We start from the raw sequence: 20432 nt of genomic DNA, 5'->3' as shown, positions 1-20432 counted from the left end.
GGGGGTGGTGGGGGGGGTGTGGGGGTGGGGGGGGTGTGTGTTTTTCTCCCCCCCCCCCCCCCCCCCCCCCCCCCCCCCCCACTCCCGCGGCCGCGCCACAGGTTCAGCGCTCGAGCTTGGGGATGGTGGTCCTGGCGGATTCGGCGGGCGCCTCGGCCTTGTCGGCGCGCAGCTCCTCGATCCGCTCGACCAGAGTGGCCACTGTGGACGCTTCGAACAGCGTCTTCATCGCCAGCCGCGTGCCGGTGGCCTTGCGCACCTGGGCGATGAGCTGGATGGCGACCAGCGAGTTGCCGCCGAGGGCGAAGAAGTCGTCGTGCACGCCGATCTTCTCCACGCCGAGCAGCTCGGTCCACTGGCGGGCGATCTCGGCCTCCAGGTCGGTGCGCGGGGCGACGTAGTCGTCCTTCGACACCGCCACCGGCGCCTCGGGGGGTTCGTCCAATTCCTCGACGCCGGTCCGGCGCTCGATCAGCTCCCGCACCGGCAGGGTGCTGATCACCACCTGCCCGCCGAGGCCGGGGGCCAGCGCCCGGACGAACGCCTCCGCGCCGTCCACCGGCCGGATCCCGGTCGACGTCTTGTCCGAATTGGACACGGCGGACACCGAAGCAAGGCCGCCGCCGACGGCGTCCTGATCGACCTGGCGCAGCACGAAGTCCTCGATCGTGACGAGTACGCGGCCGGTCTCGTCGCACAGCGAGAGGTCGGCCGCCACCACCTGGTCGCCACCGGTGTCGCGGTAACGCAGGTGGCTGCGGAAACTCGCCGGGAGCGCGTCGTGCACGATGATCCGGCCGTAGCTCATCGGCAGGTAGGTGCCGCTCCCCCGGCCGCGCCCGAACGCGGTCGCGACGTCCAGCAGTGCCGGGTGCAGCCCCCACGCGCCGACGTCACCCGCCGCCGCGTCGGGAGCCGTGATCGTGGCCAGCTCCTCCTGTGCGCCGATGCGGTGTTCGCGCAGCGCCGCCCAGCGCGGGCCGAAGGTGACCATGCTGGTGCGACCGGTGCCGAAGCCGTGCCCGTCGTCGATCGGCTCGGTCCGCCCGGTCACCGCCTGGATGTCCACAGTGGACGTCGTCTCGGCCGCGACCCACCCGGCGGATCCGCGCACGTGGGTCCGGCTCGCGCCGGCGACGTGGCCGGTCACGGTGAAGTCGTCGCCGTCGAACTCCACGCGGTACTCCGCGGTGGCGCCGTCCGGGACGCCGAGCGGCTCCAGGAACGCGACGTCCCGCAGCTCGACGACGTGCCCGTCACCGGGTTTCGGCAGCGCCGCGGCCACCGCCGCGCGGACGGTCTCCAGATGTCCCGTGCCCGGCACCACCGGCACCCCGGCGATCCGGTGCTCGTCGAGCAGCCAGTGCGTGGCCGCCGAGACGAGCCCGTGCGCGCCGTCCTCGGTGCGCGTGGTGAGCACGGGGTGCTCGACCGGGCCGAGCGTCCGCGACCGGGCGGTGCGGATCGTGCTCGGCGCGGCCACCTCCGCGGCCATGCCGACCTCGTCCCAGCCACCCCAGGCATGCGAGACCAGCCGCGCCCGCCAGCCGTGGCGGCTCCGCGCGTAAGCGTCGAGGAAGTTGTTGGCGGCGCAGTAGTCGACCTGCCCGATGCCGCCGACCACCGCGGTGATCGACGAGCACAGCGCGACGAAGTCCATCGACAGGTCGGCGAACGCCTCGGCCAAAGCCAGCGTTCCGGCGATCTTCGGGGCCAGCACGGCCTCGGCCACGGCCCGCTCCTTCACCTCGGCGACGCCGCCGCCGGGCATCCCGGCGGCGTGCACGATCCCGTCGAGGCCCCCGAACTCGCGCTTGGCCAGCTCACGCACCTCGCGCAGCCGCGCCACGTCGGTGACGTCGGCCGCGACGACGTGCACCACCGCGCCCGCGGCCTCCATCCGCCGCACGGCGAGCATCGCGCGCCCGGCACGGTCGGTGCCGCCGTGCGCGGCGAGGTGCGCGTCCCACTCCGCCCGCGGCGGCAGCCCGGTGCGGGCGAGCAGCACGAGCTTCGCCCGCACCCGGCGGGCGAGGTCCTCGGCGAGCGTGATGCCGATGCCGCCGGTCCCGCCCGTGATCAGGTACCGGCCGCCGTCCCGCAACACCGGCTCGGCGGCCGGGGGCAGTTCGAGCTGGGTGTAGTCCAGTACCCAGCGACGGCCGGACTGCAGCGCGACCTCGGCCGCCGCGTCGGCCGGGCGGAACAGCTCGGCGACGGCATCTTGCGGACGGTCGACATCGATCCGGCGCACCACCGTGCCCGCGACCTCCAACGGCACCACCCGGGCGATCCCGGCGAGGGTCGCGTGCTCGGGGCGGGTCAGGTCGGTGCCGGTGACGTCGGCGGTTCCGGTGCTCACCACGTCGATCCGCACCGGTTCGCCCCACGCTTGGACGAGGTTGAGCAGACTGAAGAACCCATGGTCCTGGGCGGCCATGCCGCGTTCACCGCCGGCCAGCGTCCAGGCGTGCACGATCCGCTCGGGCCGGGCGGGCAGCGCGGCCACGAGCGCGTCGTAGTCCTCGCGTACCCCGGGCCGGACGGTGAATCCGGTGCCTGTCGCGGCGAACCCGTCGCCGGGACGCACCTCGGTGACCGTCACCCCCGCGTCGCGCAGCAGTCCGGGCAGGACGTCGTCGGCGGCGAAGACGAGCGCGTTCGCGAAGGACTCGCGTCTCAGGTCCGGTTCCGCCTGTCGCCACGCCGGGACCGCGAACCACTCGGACAGGGGCAGCGGACCGCTCCGCCGTGCGGGCTGGGTGGCCGTGGCCGGGTCAGGATCGACCCAGTAACGCTTGCGCGCATACGGGTAGCCGGGCAGCGGTACCCGGTGGCCGGGCGCGCCGAACATCCGCGCCTGGAGGGAAACCCCGTTCGTCCACAAGAGACCGGCCGCGCCGTACAGGGTTTCGACGTCACCGATGCGCTCGGTACGGCCCGGCAGGCTCGGCTGCGGCCCGGGCATGCCCTTCGGGACCTGGCCGCGGGCCAGCCCGGACAGCTGGTGACCCGGGCCGCATTCGACGAGCACCCAACGGCCGCCGCGCGCGAACAGCGTCTTGACGCAGTCGCCGAACCGGACGGTCTGACGCAGGTGGGAGGCCCAGTAGGCGGGGTCGGTGGCCTGGGCGTCGGTGATCCATTCGCCGGTGACGTTCGACAGGAACGGCAGCGTGGGCGCGGTGCGGGCGACGGCGGCGACGGCCTCGGTGAACTCGGCGAGGATCGGGTCCATCATCGGCGAGTGGAACGCGTGCGAGGTCACCAGCTCGCGGCACTGCACGCCGCCGGCCTTGAGCGTCGCCGCGAAATCCGCGACCGCGTCCGACGGCCCGGCCACGACGCACGTGCCGGGCCCGTTCACCCCGGCGACCGCGAGGGTGCCCGGCAGCCGCGAGGCGACGCTCTCCTCGTCGAGCTGGACGGCCAGCATCGCCCCGGCGGGCATCGCCTGCATCAGGCGGCCGCGCGTGGCGACCAGGTTCAGCGCGTCCGGCAGGGTGAAGACCCCGGCGACGGTCGCGGCGACGTATTCGCCGATCGAGTGGCCGATCATCGCCGCGGGCCGCACGCCCCAGCTCTGCCACAGCTTCGCCAGCGCGTACTCGACGACGAACAGCGCGGGCTGGGTCACGTGGGTCTCCCGCAGCGCCTGCTCGCCACCGGGTGAGAAGATCAGGTCACGCAGCTCCGGCAGCTCGGGTTCGAGCAGCCGCAGGCATTCGTCGACAGCCGCGGCGAACACCGGCTCGGCCTCGTACAGCTCGGCGCCCATCCCGGCGTATTGGGAACCCTGCCCGGGAAGGAGGAACGCCACGTTCGCCTCCCCGGCCTGTGCGGACACGAGACGCCGGGGGTCCCGCAGCCCGTCGACCGCGTCCTCCGCGTCACGGGCGACGACGACCGCGCGATGCGGGTATTCGGTGCGCCCGGCGGCCAGGGTGTGGGCCACGTCGGCGAGGTCGAGGTCGACGTCCCCGGCCAGCCGCTCGGCCAGCCGGTCGACCGCGGCCGAGAGTGCTTCCGCGGTGTTGGCCGACACCCGCAGCAGGTGTGCCGGGTGCGGCGTCCGGGACCGCTCGAGGACCGGTGCCTCCTCCAGCACGACGTGCGCGTTGGTGCCGCCGACGCCGAACGAGCTGACGCCCGCCCGCCTCGGCGCCTGGCCCGCCTCCCACTTCATCACCTCGCGCGCCGGATAGAACGGGCTCGCAGGGAAGTCGATACCCGGGTTGGGTTCGTGGTAATTGACGGTCGGCGGGATCAGCCCGTGCTCCATGGCCAGCACGGCCTTGATCAGCGAGACCACGCCCGCCGCCTGCGACAGATGGCCGATGTTGGACTTCACCGAGCCGATCGCGCACCAGCCGGTGTCCGCGACCCCGTTTCCGTACACAGTGGACAGTGCGGTGATCTCGATCGGGTCGCCCAGCGCGGTTCCGGTGCCGTGCGCCTCGACGTAGCCGATGGTGCGCGGATCGACACCGGCCATGCCGACGGCCTGCGCGATCGCCTCCGTCTGCCCGGAAACGCTGGGCGCGGAGAAGCCGACCTTGGTGGCGCCGTCGTTGTTGATCGCGTTGCCCAGCACGACACCCCGGATGTGGTCGCCGTCCTCGATCGCCTGCGACAGCCGCTTCACCAGCACGACCCCGACGCCGCTGCTCCAGACGGTGCCGTTGGCGCCGGCGTCGAACGCGCGCACGTGGCCGTCCGGCGAGGTGAAGCCGTCGACGCCCAGGTAGCCGACGCCGTGCGGCATCTCCACGTTGACCCCGCCTGCCAGCGCCATGTCGCATTCCCCGTTGCGCAGCGCCTCGCAGGCCAGGTGCACCGCGACCAGGGACGTCGAGCAGGCGGTGAACACCGCGAGGCTCGGCCCCCGCAGGTTGAGCTTGTACGACACCGAAGTCGTCAGGTAGCTCGGCTGGTTGCCGGTCGAGATGCCGATACCGCCGTGCTGCGAGGCGAGGAGCCGCTCGTTGCGCATCAGGTTCTCGGTCAGGTAGCCGGTGCCCCCGGACCCGCCGTAGACGCCGATCGCGCCGTCGAAGCGGGCCGGGTCGTAGCCCGCGTCGGTGAGCGCGGCGTGGCACGACTGGAGGAACAACCGATGCTGCGGGTCGGTGATCTCGGCCTCGCGGCTGGTCATGCCGAACAGCTCGGCGTCGAACTCGTCGAAGCCGTCGACCACGGCGGTGGCGTTCACCCAGCTCGGATCGTCCACAGTGTCCGGTGCGGCGCCGCGGGCGATCATCTCGTCGCGGGTGGCGGGCACGATCGACTCGACGCCGTCGACGAGGTTGCGCCAGAACTGCCGCGCATCCCGCGCGCCGGGAACGCGCACGTCCAGCCCGACGATCGCGATCGGTTCGGCTCCGGGATCGCCGATGCCGGTTTCGGGGAGGTGGGTCACGGTGGTGCTCCTATCCGAGGCCGGCCGGGCCGGCGGTGCTACGTGGTCTTCTGGTCTGGGTGCGACCGCGACGAGCGGCGACGCGCTCGGCGGCGCGGGCCAGCTCCGGGCCGGGGGCGCCGCCGGAGTGCAAATGCGCGGCGAGGGCGCGGACGGTGGGGTGGCTGAACAGGTCGACCATCGGGATCCGGCGGCCGAGCCGGGCGGTGACCTGGGCGTGCACCCTGGCCAGCGCGAGCGAATGCCCGCCAACGTCGAAGAAGTTGTCGGTGTGCCCGACTTCGGCGACACCGAGGACGTCGCACCAGGCACGAGCGATCACGGCCTCGGTCGCGGCGAGCGCCGCCGGGTCGGCGGCCACCGTTGGTGGCCGTGCCGGGGCGCGGGTCGACGCGGCAGGCGCGGCGGTGCGGACGCCCGCCCTCGGCAGCCCTGGCACGCTCGTCCCGACCGGCGCGTCCGGCGCCGCGGCCAGCGCGTCGAGCAGGGCGACGTAGTCCTCGGCGAGCCCGGCCATCCGGACGTGGTCGAACAGGTCCGGGTTGTACAGCAGTTCGACGCCGTCGTCGTGCACGTACACCGTGAGGTCGAACGGCGACCCCGGCTTGTCCACCGGCAGCCACGCCGACCGCACGCCGGGCAGGTCCAGCCGCGGCTCGGTGAAGTTCAGGACGTTGAACATCACCTGCACGAGCGGGGCGTGCGCGGGATCGCGGGGCACGCCGAGCGCCTCGACGAGCCGCTCGACCGGCGCGGCCGGATGCGCGGTCGCGGCGAGGAGTTCCGCGCCGCCGTGGCGGACGTGCGTCGCGAAGTCCGCGGCGTCGTCGGCCCGCAGCCGCACCGGCACGATGTCCACGAAGAACCCCGCGACCTCCTGGAACTCGGCGAGCCGCCGGTCCGCGACGACCGTGGCGACCAGGTGGTCGGTCGCGCCGGTGAGCCGACGCAGCAGCTGGCCGAACGCGGCGAGCAGTACCCCGGCGCGTGTCGTGCCGGTGTGAGCGGCCAGAGCCCGGACCGACTCGGCGACGCCGTCCGGAAAGGACTGACGCAGGCTCGCGCCCCGGTAGGTCTGCACGGCCGGGCGCGGCCGGTCCCGGGGAAGGTCCACTGTGGTCGGTGCGCCGGTGAGATGTTCGGTCCACCAGGCGACATCCACGGCCTCCCGGCGTTCGTCACGTCCCGCCCGCCACACCGCGTAGTCCGCATAGGACGCCACCGGCGGCGGCAGGGGCTCGCCCCGGTAGGCCGCCGACAGGTCGGCACAGAGCAGTTCCTGCGACCAGCCGTCGAACACCGCGTGATGCAGCGTGAAGCCGAGCAAGTGCTCCGCCTCGCCGAGCCGGTAGAGCCGCACGCGCCAGGGAGCATCACGGTCGAGGTGCACCGGCGTCGCGGCGTCGGCGGCGAGCCTGGCCCGCAGGCCGTCCTCGGTCACCGGCGCCACCGGTAACGGAACGTCCGCCGGCGGCAGGCGATCCGCCACCGGCGAGCCGTCGACGGCCCGGATCCGCCAGCGGAGCACGTCGTGCCGCTCGGCGACCGCGCGCAACGCGTGGCGCAGCGCGTCGACGTCCAGCGCGCCGGTCAGCCGGAACGCCATCGCGATGTTGTACGGCGCGGCGTCCGGGGCGAGCTGGTCGAGGAACCACAGCCGCCGCTGCGGCGGGGACAGCGCGGGCGCGTGCCCGGTGGTCAGCCCCGGTCCGGTCAGCGGCGCCGCGGCCGCGACCCGCCGGGTGAGCCCGTCGAGAGTGCCGCCGTCGAAGACGTCCTCCGCGGCGACGTCCGCGGCCAGCTCCGCCCGCAGCGCCGCGACCAGGCGCATCGCGGCGATCGAGTTCCCGCCCGAGACCAGGAAATCCGTCCCCGCGCCGGTGCCGAGCACCCGCCGCCAGATGGCCGCGACCGCGCGGTCGGCCGGGGTGCCGAGCGGGCCGAGGTCCTCCTGTTGTCCCGCCAGCGCCGCTTCGGCCAGGTCGCGCAGCGCGGGCCGGTCGATCTTGCCGGTGACCGGGTTGACCGGCAGGCGGTCGAGCACCCGGACCGCGGCCGGGCGCATCGCCGCGGTGAGCCGGTCCCGGCCGAGGGCGTCCACATCGGACGGTGCGGACGCCGGTGCCAGGAAGGCCACCAGCCGGATACCGCCCGGCCCGGGAACGGCCGCCACGGCGGCGGCGTCGACGTCCGGGTGCGTCGTGAGCGCGGCCTCCACCTCGCCCAGCTCGATCCGCTGGCCGCGGACCTTCACCTGCCGGTCGGCGCGGCCGGCGAACTCGAGACGGCCGTCAGGCAGCTCGCGGGCCAGATCGCCGGTGCGGTAGAGCCGTTCTCCCGGCGTGATCGGGTCGTCGACGAACTTCGCGGCGGTCAGCTCCGCGCTGCCGAGGTAACCACGCGCGAGGCCCGGACCGCCGATGAGCAGCTCGCCGATCTCGCCGGGCGCGACCGGCCGCAGCCCGGCGTCCACGACGTACGCCCGATGGTTCGGCGTCGGGCGGCCGAGTGGCAGCGGGTCGGCGGGGATGCCGGTGACCTCGTCGGTGACCACCACCACGGTGGTCTCGGTCGGGCCGTAGGCGTTGAAGAACCGCCGTCCCGGCAGCCAGCGCGCGGCGAGGTCCGCGGGCACCGGCTCGCCACCGCAGGCGATGACGCGCCAGCCGGGAACGGCCGCGGGGTCCACCATGGACAGCAACGTCGGCGTGACGAAACCCCACTCGACGTCGTGCTCGACGAGGAACCGCCGCAACCGTTCGGGGTCGGCCCGGTCGGCGGCGCCGGCGAGCTGGACCGATCCGCCGTGCGCCAGCGGGACGAACACGTCGATGGTGAAGGCGTCGAAGGCGGGTGAGGAGATGCCGAGCGCCCGGGCGCCGGGCCGGATCCCGAGGGCGGCGGCGAACCCGGTGACGAACGCGACCACGTTGCGGTGACTGGTCAGCACGCCCTTGGGCCGGCCGGTGGAGCCGGAGGTGTAGAGGAGGTGGACGAGATCGTCCGGTCCGGCGGGGCACTCGACAGATTCGACAGACCCGTCCGCGGGCGGGGGCACGTCGAGAGCTTCGATGCCTTCCGTCGCACCGAATTCGGTCCGCGCGCGATTACCGACGACGAGGGAGATCCCGGCGTCCGCGGCGATTTCGGCCAGCCGCGCCTTCGGGCCGCCGGGTTCGAGCGGCACGTAAGCGGCCCCGGACAGCAGCACACCCACGACGGTCGGGATCAGCTCCGGCCGCCGGTCGGCGCAGACGCCGACGCGGGTGCCGGGCCCGGCACCCCGTGCCTGCAGCAGCCGGGCGACGCCGGTCGCCGACGCGACCAGTTCACGGTAGGTGAGCCGCGCGTCACCCTGCCGGACGGCGACGGCATCCGGCGTGCGCGTGGCCTGGGCGAGGATCAGCGCAATGAGCGTGGTGTCCGGATAGGACAGTGGCGGGCCATGGCCGCCCGCGACGGGCAAGGTGTCGGTCACCGAGGGCTCCCCTGGTCGGATGTGTGGTGAGGCAGCGGGTCGATCCAGTGCCGCTCCCGCTGGAACGGATAGCCCGGCAACGGGACGCGGCCCGGTTCCCCGCCCGCGAACCACGCGGCCCACTCGATCTCGCCGCCCCCGGCCCAGTGGACGGCCAGGTCCCGCGCCGCCCCTGCCGGGCCCTCGACGTCGGTTCCGTTCGTCAGCAACGCATCGAGCGCGGCGACCGCCGACGCGACCGAGTCCGCCACCACGGCGGCCCGGCACGCGAACGCCCGCCGGACCGAAAGCGTGTACGCCGCGTCCCCGAGATCCGGTGCGTCCGTGGCGAGCCGGTCGCGCAGGCGGGAGACCACCTCGCGCAACGCCTTCGCGTCACGCGCGGACACCGGCAGCACGAACGGCCCGCTCACCGCCTGCCGTGGTGGGACGGCCGGAGCCTCCGCCACGATCAGGTGCGCGTTCGTGCCGCCCATGCCGAACGAGCTGACCCCGGCCACCCGCCGCTCACGGGCGGGCCAGTCGGCGGCCTTCGCCGGGACGTACCAGGGGCCACCCGCCAGGTCGACCTCCGGATGCGGGGCCGTGAAGTGCAGGCTCGGCGGGATGACGCCGTACCGCACGGACAACACGGCCTTGATCAGCCCGGCGATGCCTGCCGCCGCGTCGAGGTGCCCGATGTTCGTCTTCACCGAGCCCAGCGCGCATGTCTCCGGCGGCGCGTCCCGGTAGACGCGGTTGAGCGCGGCCACCTCGATAGCGTCGCCGAGCGGGGTGCCGCTGCCGTGGGCTTCGAGCAGCGCCACCTCGTCCGGGGCGATCTCCGCGATGGCCAGTGCCTCGGCCACCGCGGCCGCCTGCCCGGCCGGCCCCGGCACGGCGTAGCCCGCGCGGTCCGGGCCGTCGTTCGTGATCGCCCAGCCGGGCAGCACGGCGTAGACGTGGTCGCGGTCGGCGAGCGCGTCCGCCAGCCGCCGCAGCACGACCACCCCGGCACCCGAGCTGAACCCGGCGCCCGCCGCGGTGACGTCGAACGCGCGGCACCGGCCGTCCGGCGAGACGAGCCCGCCGCCGCGGTACCGCGGCCACGTCACGTTCGCCCCGCCGGCCAGCGCGACGTCGCACCGGTAGTCCGCGAGGCTCTGCGCGGCCAGCGCAACCGCCGCGAGCGAACTGGAGCACGCGCTCTGCACGGCCACCGCCGGCCCGGTCAGTCCGAGCCGGTAGGCGACCTGGCCTGGCAGGTGGTCGGCGAGCTGGCGGCCGGTCAGCCGCCCCTCCCAGTCGTCCGGGTCGACGTCACCGGTCACCGCCGGGTTGCCGAACAGGTGGAACAGGAAGTAGCGGTTCACCGAGGCGGCCGTGAACACCCCGACCGGCCCGGTCTCGGCGGCGGGGTCGCGCCCCGCGTCCTCGAGTGCCTGCCACGCCGTTTCGAGGAACAGCCGGTGCTGCGGGTCGGTCCGCGCGGCCTCGTCGGCGGTGAACCCGAAGAACCCGGCGTCGAACTCCTCGACACCCTCGATCCGGCCACCCGCCCGCACATACGCCGGGTCGGCACGCAGACCCGGCCCGACTCCCAGCGCCGCCAGCTCGTCGTCGGCGTAGTCGTGGATCGAGTCGACGCCCGCGCAGAGGTTCCACCAGAACGAGGCGGCGTCCGGCGCATCGGGGAACCGGCAGGCCAACCCGACGACGGCGATGAGATCCCCGGCCTGCTCCTCCGCGGTGGCCGGCGGCGAAGTGTCCGAAGTGGACTCCGTGAGCCAGGCTGCCTGCCCGGCGATCGTCGTGCGCTCGAACAGGGCGAGCAGCGGGACGTCCACTCCGAACTCGTCGGCCAGCCGCACCTGCACCCGGCCGAGCCGCAGCGAGTCGCCGCCGGCGTCGAAGAACGCCTCGCTGCGCCCGACCCGATCCCGGCCCAGCACCGTGCACCAGATCCGGTGCACGCGTTCCTCCGCCGGGGTCAGCCGTTCGGCTGGGTCGGTCGCGGCCGCCCGCGGGTCCGGCAGCGCCCGTTCGTCGAGCTTTCCGGTGACGGTCAGCGGAAAACCGTCCAGCACCGCGACGGCCGCGGGTACCGAGTAACCGGGCAGGACGTCCGCCAGCGCGGCACGCAGCACCCGGCCGTCCGGACGCGGGCCGGCCGCGATCACATAGGCGAGCAGGTCGCCGTCACGCACGATCGCGCGGGCTTCGGCCACGCCGGGCTGTTCGGCGAGCCGGGCCTCGATCTCGGTCAGTTCCACCCGGAAGCCGCGGACCTTGACCTGCCGGTCGAGCCGGCCGAGGCAGACGAGATTCCCGTCCGGCAGCAGCAGGCCGAGGTCGCCGGTCCGGTAACGACGGCCGCCGTCGGCGGTCACCCCGAACGCCGGGCTCGGCTGGTCGAGGTAGCCGTCGACGAGGTGCCGCCCGCGCACTTCGAGTTCGCCGCTGTCCAGCACGGTGAGGGTGAATCCGGGGAGCGCGCGCCCGATCGGCAGCGGCCCCTCGGCGTCCGGGTCCAGTTCGGCGGCGGTCGTCCGGTACTGCGCGGCGAAAGTCACCTCGGTGGCGCCGTAGCCGTTGACGAACACGCACTCGGGCGCGAACCGGCCACGGCGGACGTCGGCGTGCGTCGCCTGCTCGCCGCCGAGCAGCACGGCCCGCACGGACGGGAGACCGGTCTCGCCGAGGACGTCGAGCAGGTGCCGGTAGACCGTGGGGGTCGAGTGGTAGACGGTCACCTCGTGCCGGGCCAGTTCGCGCGCGGCGTGGACGACGCCGTGCGCGCGCAGGTCGATCGGCACGAGCGCGGCGCCGCTGAGCAATGCCGGGTAGAGGTCCGGGATCGCCGCGTCGAAGCCGAACGACGCGAGCAGGCTGAGCCGGTCGGCCACGGTGATGCCGAGCGCGGCGATCTGGTTGTCGACGACGTGCAGGAGGTTGCGGTGGGTCTGCGCGACGGCCTTCGGCGGGCCGGTGGACCCGGAGGTGAACAGCACGTACGCCGGACTGTCCGGATCGGATTCGGGCACCGGGAGCGGCGCGGTCTCCGTGCCCGAGCGCACGAGCCGCGCGGATCCGGTGCGGCACAAGAACTCCGCCAGCTCGACATACTCCGGATCCGCGAGCACGGCGGTCACCCGCGCGGCCGCGAGCTGGTACTCGAGACGCTCCCGGGGGAAGGTCGGGTCCAGTGGGACGTAGGTGCAGTCCGCGGCGAGGGTACCGAGGATCGCCGCGATCGCGGCGCTGCCGTGCCCGGTGACGAGGCCGACCCGCTCCCCCGGCCGGACACCGGCTTCGCGCAACCGCACCGCGCGGCCGCCCGCGAGCCCGGCGAGCCGAGCGTAGGTGAGTCCTGTGCCGTGCTCGAAGACCGCGATCCGATCGGGCGATTGCCAGGCGTGTACGTCGAATCGGCTGACGCAGCCGGCTTGTGTCATCGGGCGTCGAGCAGTCGCTCCGAGGTTTTCCGGGCGCGCGACGACAACGGCGTGGACTTCATCTTGCTCCCCAGTGACATTCAGGCGAAGAATTACGCAAGGTTAAGGCGACCGGCCGCGCCGAGGAATACGATTTCCGCGGATTAGGTCCGAATGGCCTACGATCTTGGACCACATGTTGCAGTTATCCACGACTTTCAGCCCGATCGGCGACCCTGGCGGCATTTCGCGCCCGGCTTTTCGACCACCATCGACACTCGATCGACTACATTCAGTAATGCGTCGGATATTAACCGACACCCTGCGCCGAATACATTTACGAACAACGGCAGCGAATTCGCCGAAATCGATTCAGAAATACGCGCACCCTGGACATGGCGATTCGGACTGACACCGGCTCCTCAGTCGAGGGTGTACGAAGGCGGCACGGCCTCCGATGCGTCCGGAGGGCTTGCCCTGCCTTGATGTCCTCTTTGTTTGCGCGATCCCGCCGGCGCGGTCTATCTTCCTCCGTGTCCGAATAGCGTTCCCCGATGTCCGGATATCGGACGCCCCGCCTGATCCGGCCGACTCGACGAGGAGAGAAAGTGACGAACGTGCCCGCCTCGCGCGACACGGCCGGTTCGAGGTCCCAGCGGAGGCCCGGCGGCGTCGGCCGATCGGCGTTCGGGCGGGTCCTGGCGGGCAGTACCGCCGGCGCGGTGCTCGAGTGGTACGACTTCGCGCTCTACGGAATCCTGGCGGCCACCGTGCTCGGACCGCTGTTCTTCCCCGGTGGCGACGGGTTCGCCCAGTTGCTGCTCGCGCTGGCCACCCAGGGACTCGGTTTCGTCGCGCGCCCGATCGGCGGCATCGTCTTCGGGCACCTCGGCGATCGCCTCGGGCGCAAACCCATGCTGGTGACCACTTTCCTGCTACTCGGGCTGTCGACCTCCGCGATCGGGCTGCTCCCCACCTACTCTCAGGCCGGCATCGGGGCGACGATCTCGCTCGTCGTGCTGAGGCTGATTCAGGGGTTCGCCCTCGGCGGCGAATTCGGCGCGGCGGTGCTGATGGTCAGCGAGTACGGAAGTCCGAAGCGGCGAGGCTTCTGGTCGGCGTGGCCGCAGGCGGGAGCGCCTCTGGGCACGGTGCTCGCCACGGCCGTGGTCGGCGGGATCGCCTTGGTACTGCCCGAACACGCCTTCGACCAGTGGGGGTGGCGCGTCGGTTTCCTGTTCGCGATCCCGCTCCTGGCCATCGGCTTCTGGATCCGGCGGCGCATCGACGAGTCGCCGGTGTTCCAGGAAGCGCAGGCGCGGGCCACGGCATCCGCGGACGCCGTCCGGGAGCGGTCGAGCGTCCTCGAAACCCTCGCCCACCCCGGTCCCGTCCTCCGCGGTCTCGGCGTGCGGCTGGGCGAGAACGTGGCCTTCTACGTCTACACCGTCTTCGTGGTCGCCTATGCCACGAAGACCTTCGGCTACGACAAGTCCGACGTCCTGCTCGCCGTGGCCGTCGGGTCACTGCTGCAGTTCGCGGGAATGCTGGCCGGCGGCCACTGGTCGGACCTCGTCGGGCGGCGTATCGCCATGCTGGTCCCGGCGGCAGGCCTCGCGGTGTGGGCACCGGTCTTCTTCGCCGTCGTCCAGGCCGACAATCTGCCTCTGCTCTATCTAGGCATCGCCGTCGGCGCGGCACTGCACGGACTCCTTGCCGGACCGGAAGCCGCGTGGATCGCCGAACTCTTCCCGACCCGCCGCCGTTTCGCCGGCGCTTCCCTGGTGTTCCAGGGCTCCTCGATCGTCGCCGGCGCGCCCGCGCCCCTCATCGCCGTGTGGCTGGCCGAAAAACAGGGCCCTGCGGCGGTCGTGCTGTACCTCGTCGGCACGATCGCCGTCACTTTCGTCGCACTGCTCCTCAGCCCCGAAACCCGGGGCACCGACCTGAATTCCGACAGCAGGTGACCGGACGCGGCTCGTATTCCGGTCGGGACATCGATGCGGCGTTTTTCTAGGAGACGCCGGATCCGTACGGCCGGGTGAGGATCTCCAGCACGTGACCGTCCGGATCGTCGAAGTAGACGCCCCGGCCGCCGTCATTGGTGTTGATCTCCCCCGCACCTTGGTGTCCCGGCCCCGCCCAGTACGGCAAACCTCTTTCGCGGATCCGCCCGAAGATCGTGTCGAACTCGTCCTCCCCGACCAGGAAGGCGTAGTGCTGCCTGGAAAACTCACCGGTGCTGCCCATGACATCGAGCGAGACCCCGTTACCGGTCTGGACCACTAGGAACGGACCGAACTCGGCGGGCTCGGGCAGGCCGAGGATCGAGACCAGGAAGTCCGCCGTGGCGGTCCGGTCGGTGGCGTTGATGATGGTGTGATTCAGCTGCACTGTCATGAGAAACACCATGACACCTCGAGTTCGCTGGAAGTCAACACGTTGTCCTTGACGTTTCGCGGCCCGTTCCGTTTAGTTCGTATCCCCATCGAACGTGACGAGGCTTTTTGCGAACTTCGATTCAGCTGCTGATCACCAGCGCGCCGCCGAGGCCGACGAGCGCCGTTCCGGTGATCCGGTCGAGCACCTTGCGCGGGCCGCTGCGGCGCATCAGACCCGACAATCGCGCCGTGAGCAGCACGAACAGTCCCCACCAGAGCACTCCCAGCGCGATGTCCAGCCCGCCCAGCAACAGCACCTGGGGCGCCACCGCGGCGTCCCGGTCGATGAACTGGGGCAGCACGCTCACGAAAAAGAGGGCGGCCTTCGGGTTGAGCACGTTGGAAAGGAACGCCTGGCGGAAGATCCGCAGCGGGCGTTCCGCCACCGGTTCGTCCGCTTCCTCGACGGACTTCCCGCTTGTCGGCTCACTCTTCCATGACTTCCAGAGTGCCTGTGCCCCCAGGTAGACCAGGTATGCGGCGCCGATGAGCTTGAGCACGGTGAACGCGACGGAGCTGTGGAGGAGAGCGGTCGAAACGCCGAGGGCCGCGGCCGTCATGTGCACGGCCAGGCCGCACTGCACACCGATCGCCGCGACGAACCCGCTGGAGCGCCGCCGCGCCGAGTAGCGCAGGATCACCATCCAGTCCGGGCCGGGAACGACGTAGGCGACCATGACCACGCCGATGAACACCGCCAGCGTCCCCGCGCTCATCGTCCTCCCTCTCCCGGATCGCTCCGCGCGCCTTGCCCTCCCGTGTTCCCGATCTTGGACCGGCCCAATCATCGAGTCGGCGGCCCCTGATCGACGGGTAACGCGCGATCCGAAAGTCCGTCACCACCATAACGATGTTTGCCGGTGTCGCTCCGACCGAAGAAGAACAGCCCAGATCAGAAACGGTGGATAACCTTTAACCACACTATTTTCTCCCTGGCCTCCGACTCTCGTTGCTCCAATCCGGTGAAAGTACGATAGGCGGTGCGTGAGCGGCCCGTCCTGGGGTAGACGGACAGCATGCACACCGGAGCAGCGGTCACCCCGGCACGAGAGACGGACGGCGGCCGAGCGGGTCCGTGGCTCCTCGGTCTGTCCGGGTTGGCGACACTCGCGGTCACCTACGGTTTCGGCCGCTACGGGTATGGCCTTTTCCTTCCACGCTTTCAGGCCGAGTTCGGCGGGTCCACCGGCGCGCTCGGAGCCGTGACCAGCATCGGCTATCTGGGTGAGCTGCTCGCTCTCGGGGTCGTGGGACGGTGGGCGGGCCGGAGGTCTCCGCGTCTGCCGATCGGGATCGGGCTGGGTTGCGCCGGTACCGGGATGCTGCTCATCGCCGTGGCTCCCAGCACGTGGGTCCTGGCTGTGGGGGTCGCGGTCTCCGGAATGGCTCCGGGGTGGGTCTGGACGCCGTATTCCGACCTCGTTCAAGAAACCGTGAAACCCAGTGGGCGGGCGCACGCGCTGTCGATGATCAGCACCGGCACGACCTTCGGGGTCGTGCTCGCCGGACCGGCCGCTTTCTTCGCCACGGACTCTCGATGGAGGCTGGTCTGGCTCGGTGCCGCGGCGGCCGCCTTCCTCGTGATGGCGTGGAACATCCGTGTGCTGCCGTCCGTGCCGGTGAACCGCGCACGGCCGCATGAGACGGTTCAGTGGCGTGAGCTGCTCGGCAGGCGGGGCGCCTGGCCCTTGTTCGTGGCGGCCACGTCATCCGGGCTCGTCGGTGCGGCTTACTGGTCGTTCGCCGGAGTCGCGGTCGCGACGGCCAATGGCGGAGACGAACGTGCTGCCCCCGTACTGTGGACGGTCATAGGCATCGCGGGAACGGTCGGTGTTTTCACGGGCCGTTTCGTGCGACGTCACGGCCTTCGTGCGATCTTCGTGACCGCACAGATCGTCCTTTCCCTCTCCACGGCCGTTCTGTGGCTGACGCCCGCGGGCTGGGGATTCGCCCTGACATCCGCTGTGCTCTACGGCTGTGGCTTCATGGTCGGCGGCACCCTTCTGTCAGTGTGGAGTTCAATGGTGTTCCCAGACCACCCCACTCGTGGCTTCAGTGTGGTGGTCGTCTTCATCACACTCGGTGCCGTGGCGGGCCCGGTGGCGCTCGGACTCGTCGTCGACAACGCCGGACTTCCGGGCGCCTTCGCCATCGCCACCGTGCTCGCCCTCGCCACACTGCCGGCCCTGCCACGACACTCTCGTGACCGATCGGAAGAGACACAGTGACCACGCGGCGAACTCGACGAAGGTCGCGCGCGATCGGCTTTCGAAGGACGGTGCCCGAAAGCCAGGCCCGCCCGGAAGGATCGTGATGCCTGAACCACTGGAGCACATCGGCGGCCTGGTGTGCCTCGATTTCGCCAACACCGTGGGCCCCCGACGGGCTCGCGCCGACAAGGACACCCACGATTACCTCGCGGACTTCGCAAGCCTCGTCGAGTGGTCCACGGACGCCGGAACCATCGGGGCGAACCGCGCAGGTCTGCTACGCAAACGCATCCAACGTGAGCCCGCGGCCGCCCGGGACGCACTTTCGCGTGCCAAACAACTACGCGAGGCCATCCACGCCGTTTTCGTCGCCATCGCCCGAGGCGACGAACCCCCGCCCCCGGCACTCATCCATCTCCAGCAGGCATACGCCGAGGCCATGCGACACGCCGACCTCGTCTCGACCCCCACCGGTCTGAACTGGAACTGGTCACCTCGCGGCGAACTCGACTGCGTTCTCTGGCCGGTCGCCCGCTCCGCCGCGGAAGCGGCGATCAACGCCGACTTCAACCGGATCAAAGAGTGCCTCGGCCACGACGGCAGCTGCGGCTGGCTGTTCTACGACACCAGCAAGAACGGCTCCCGCCGGTGGTGCAGCATGAGCGCCTGCGGTACGTGGGAGAAGACCAGCCGACGCGGTTCCACTTCCAGGAAGGGATGACTCGTGCGGCCCTGACGACACGGAAACGTCGAGTTTCCGGTGCCGGTTTCCGCGCTCGCTGCGGTGGACGGTGAAGCCGACACGGCGGCCCGCTCCGAGGAAGTCGGGAGCGGGCCGTCGTCCACCGGACGGCTCTTGCGCTGCTTCGTGCTCGCCCCGCCAGGCGACGTCGATCGGGCCGATGGCGCAGTCGCCCTCCAGGACCGCGTCGCCGTCGGTGTTCGTTTCGCTCGGCATGACCCCGGTTCTCCGGACGTGGGACCGCCGAGTTCACTATCGCCCGGCCGCCGCCGCGGTTGGCATACTGCCTTCGACGGATCGTCACGTGGGGGGACCATGGACAACGAACCGAACCGAACCGGACGCAGGGGGCGGGTGGCCAAGGCTCCCGAGGGCGACGAGCCGTCGGCGGTCTTCGCCCGGCAGTTGTGGGAGCTCAAGCAGCAGGCGGGAGACCCGTCCTATGCGGCGATGCGCGACGACCACGGTGCGGTCGCCTCGAAATCGGCGTTGTCGGCGGCGGCACGCGGTGCGCAGCTGCCTTCCTGGGACACGACCTGGGAGTTCGTCCGATCGCTGGCGGTCGGCGTGCTCGGTCAGGACGAGCGGAAGGTTCACGCGCGCTGGCGACAGCGATGGGATCAGGCATCCGCCGCGGTCCAGGCCCAGGCGGCACCCGTGGAACGTCCTGCGGCGCCATCGCGGATCAGACGCCGGCTCTGGTGGCTGCTGGGTTCGGCGGCCGTGATCGGACTGCTGGCGCTCACCGCGTTCGTACTGTGGCCGCGGCCGGACAGACGGGCGCCTGCCACGATCGCCGAGCCGTGCGAGGCGACGTGGCTGTGTCTGTACCGGAACATCGGTTTCGACGACATGAATTTCCGGACCCAACGGCAGAACGCGTGCTGGCGCCTGGCCGAATACCATTTACAGGACGCGGTCTTCTCATACGACAACAATCTGCCCGTCACCGGTCATTTCTACGACTCGAAGAAGAACGAGGTCGGGAACATTCGCGCCGGCGACAGCAACCCGGACAGTTCCGCGTTACCCGGCGCCTACTGGTTCTGCACCGGCTCCGCCAGGCCGTGATTTGACCGGCAGGCTCCGCAAGTCAAACCGGCGAGCTGCGGATACGCCGTGATTTGACCATGGTCAAAGCCGTGGCCAAAAGTGCCCTTCCTCAGTTTCCTGGGTGCTTCTACAGTTGCCCGGTGAGAAATCGGGGAAACGAGGGGTACCTGATTGCGCCTTTTCGAGCCGATGTCACCTCGATTCGCACAAATCTTTGAGTAACGGAACAGTTGGGAGTATCGAACCATGCTGAGAACCGCCTTGTCTTTCCTGCTCACAGTCGTATGCGCAGGGCTTCTTCCCGCGCCGGCGCAAGCGGCGCCCACGCCTGGAGTGCGTGCGAGCTACGCGAACCCGGTCCGCACCAACGGCCGCGTTGACGCGAAGGCCACCGTCGAGCGGCTGCGGGCGATGAACGCGAACACCTACGCGTTCCTGGTCCACAACGAGAACGACTGGAACGACTTCGAACCGTTCCTGCGGGAAGCGCAAGCGGCCGGGTTGACCACGTGGGCCTACCTCGTGCCACCGACCGAGTGTCCCGGCGTCGACAACACCTGCTCGAGTTACCTGCCGTACAAGAAGAATTATGTCGGCTGGGCGCAGGCGATCGGCGCGCTCGCCAAGCAGTACCCGGTGCTCAAGGCCTGGGCGATGGACGACTTCGTCTACAACACGGACTTCTTCACGCCGGCTTACACCGGGCAGATGCGTGCTGCCGCCGGTATCGACTTCTACCCGGTCGTCTACGTCCGGCAGCTCAACGAGGCGTTCGTGAACGCCTACGCCGGCGGGATGGACAGCCTGATCCTGCCGTTCAACGACTCCCCATACCGAAACACGGTGTGGACGGGATCGTTGCGCGGCCATCTCAACACGGCTGTCTCGCTGCTCGCGGCGAAGAACAAGAAGCTTCTCTTGATGCCGTACGCGTCGACGCTGTCGAACACCACTATCACGCCGGACGTCGGCTACGTGCGCACGGTGACCGCGGTCGGCGTCGAGTACATGAAGGCGGGCAAGATCGCCGGTGTCGTGCAGTACGCGTTGCCGCTCACGCCGGGACTCCCTCAGGCCAGGGACGTCTCGTTCGCCCACACCGGGCGCGGGGGGCTGGTGTTCACCGTGCACAGCAACACCGACACCCAGGCCGGTGACTTCGTGGCTGCCGGCACCACCCTGCGGCTCAACGCGGGATCCACGTCTTGCTCGATGGTGTTGTGGCACCAGGACGACTGGGGCAGCAATACACCGGGTTACCACATGAAGCAAGCACTCGTCGGTGGCACGAAGGTATGGGAACGCGACATCGCCAGTGAGGGCACCGATTGGTACACCTCCTCGCCGCGCGACCTGACGCCGTACCTCACCAACGGGGCCGGCACGCTGACGTTGCGGCTGTACGAGACGAAGGGTGTCGCGAACTACCGGGTGCTCGCTCGGTTCGACGACATCCAGCTCACCGGATGCCACATCGCCAATCCCGACTTCGAGACCGCCGGCGGATGGACGTTCACCAGGGGTAACGGCCCGGTGTTCGGCGGTATCCACATCTCCGATCCGCAGTACTCGACAACGGTGCACAGCGCCGTCGCAGAGCTCTACGCGAGCTGACACCTGGACGGCGTGAGCTCGTTCGCGCGCTAAAAGTCGCATAACCGCTGGTCAAGTAGGCG

General features: G+C 71.0%; 10 protein-coding genes. 5 read left to right on the top strand and 5 right to left on the bottom strand.

What is annotated here, in order from left to right; genetic code table 11:
* Positions 1–103: 103 nt before the first annotated feature.
* From ACZ6DT_RS19810 to ACZ6DT_RS19800, 3 genes are read right to left on the bottom strand one after another with little or no spacing between them, the layout of a single operon-like run.
* A complete protein-coding gene (locus tag ACZ6DT_RS19810) occupies positions 104–5419 on the bottom strand; it encodes a type I polyketide synthase (protein WP_465596949.1) in 5316 nt (1771 codons plus the stop codon).
* 10 nt (positions 5420–5429) lie between these two features.
* Complete coding sequence (locus ACZ6DT_RS19805; protein WP_465596946.1) at positions 5430–8897, bottom strand: acyl carrier protein; 3468 nt, start codon at positions 8895–8897, stop codon at positions 5430–5432.
* Positions 8894–12331, bottom strand: a complete 3438-nt coding sequence (locus ACZ6DT_RS19800; protein WP_465596943.1) for a non-ribosomal peptide synthetase — start codon at positions 12329–12331, stop codon at positions 8894–8896. Before ACZ6DT_RS19800 ends, ACZ6DT_RS19805 begins: the two co-directional genes overlap by 4 nt.
* 587 nt (positions 12332–12918) lie before the next feature.
* Between ACZ6DT_RS19800 and ACZ6DT_RS19795 the strand changes: the two genes are divergently transcribed.
* Positions 12919–14277, top strand: coding sequence for an MFS transporter (locus tag ACZ6DT_RS19795; RefSeq protein WP_465596940.1), 1359 nt, complete (start codon positions 12919–12921; stop codon positions 14275–14277).
* Between the two features lie 46 nt (positions 14278–14323).
* Here the strand turns inward: ACZ6DT_RS19795 and ACZ6DT_RS19790 are convergent, their stop codons facing one another.
* Complete coding sequence (locus ACZ6DT_RS19790) at positions 14324–14710, bottom strand: VOC family protein (RefSeq protein WP_465596937.1); 387 nt, start codon at positions 14708–14710, stop codon at positions 14324–14326.
* Between the two features lie 121 nt (positions 14711–14831).
* Positions 14832–15467, bottom strand: coding sequence for a LysE family translocator (locus ACZ6DT_RS19785; RefSeq protein WP_465596934.1), 636 nt, complete (start codon positions 15465–15467; stop codon positions 14832–14834).
* Between the two features lie 300 nt (positions 15468–15767).
* Here ACZ6DT_RS19785 and ACZ6DT_RS19780 point away from each other — a divergent pair, with 300 nt between their 5' ends.
* The 4 genes from ACZ6DT_RS19780 to ACZ6DT_RS19765 all read left to right on the top strand — a co-directional run bounded on the left by ACZ6DT_RS19780 (position 15768) and on the right by ACZ6DT_RS19765 (position 20370).
* Positions 15768–16979, top strand: coding sequence for an MFS transporter (locus ACZ6DT_RS19780; RefSeq protein WP_465596931.1), 1212 nt, complete (start codon positions 15768–15770; stop codon positions 16977–16979).
* A gap of 85 nt (positions 16980–17064) precedes the next feature.
* A complete protein-coding gene (locus ACZ6DT_RS19775; RefSeq protein WP_465596928.1) occupies positions 17065–17682 on the top strand; it encodes a CGNR zinc finger domain-containing protein in 618 nt (205 codons plus the stop codon).
* A 336-nt stretch (positions 17683–18018) separates the two neighbouring features.
* Entirely contained in the window at positions 18019–18774 is a 756-nt protein-coding gene (locus ACZ6DT_RS19770; RefSeq protein ID WP_465596925.1) for a hypothetical protein, read from the top strand.
* 315 nt (positions 18775–19089) lie between these two features.
* Positions 19090–20370: a hypothetical protein gene (locus ACZ6DT_RS19765; protein ID WP_465596923.1), complete on the top strand. Its 1281-nt coding sequence runs from the start codon at positions 19090–19092 to the stop codon at positions 20368–20370.
* Positions 20371–20432: the final 62 nt, after the last annotated feature.

It is taken from the genome of Amycolatopsis sp. NPDC041971, assembly GCF_055588925.1.
This window is presented reverse-complemented; position numbering and strand designations above follow the sequence as displayed.

Coding starts and splice junctions, on each gene's coding strand:
- ACZ6DT_RS19800 (WP_465596943.1), bottom strand. CDS start 12,331: ATGACACAAGCCGGCTGCGTCAGCCGATTCGACGTACACGCCTGGCAA.
- ACZ6DT_RS19790 (WP_465596937.1), bottom strand. CDS start 14,710: ATGACAGTGCAGCTGAATCACACCATCATCAACGCCACCGACCGGACC.
- ACZ6DT_RS19785 (WP_465596934.1), bottom strand. CDS start 15,467: ATGAGCGCGGGGACGCTGGCGGTGTTCATCGGCGTGGTCATGGTCGCC.
- ACZ6DT_RS19780 (WP_465596931.1), top strand. CDS start 15,768: ATGCACACCGGAGCAGCGGTCACCCCGGCACGAGAGACGGACGGCGGC.
- ACZ6DT_RS19775 (WP_465596928.1), top strand. CDS start 17,065: ATGCCTGAACCACTGGAGCACATCGGCGGCCTGGTGTGCCTCGATTTC.
- ACZ6DT_RS19770 (WP_465596925.1), top strand. CDS start 18,019: ATGGACAACGAACCGAACCGAACCGGACGCAGGGGGCGGGTGGCCAAG.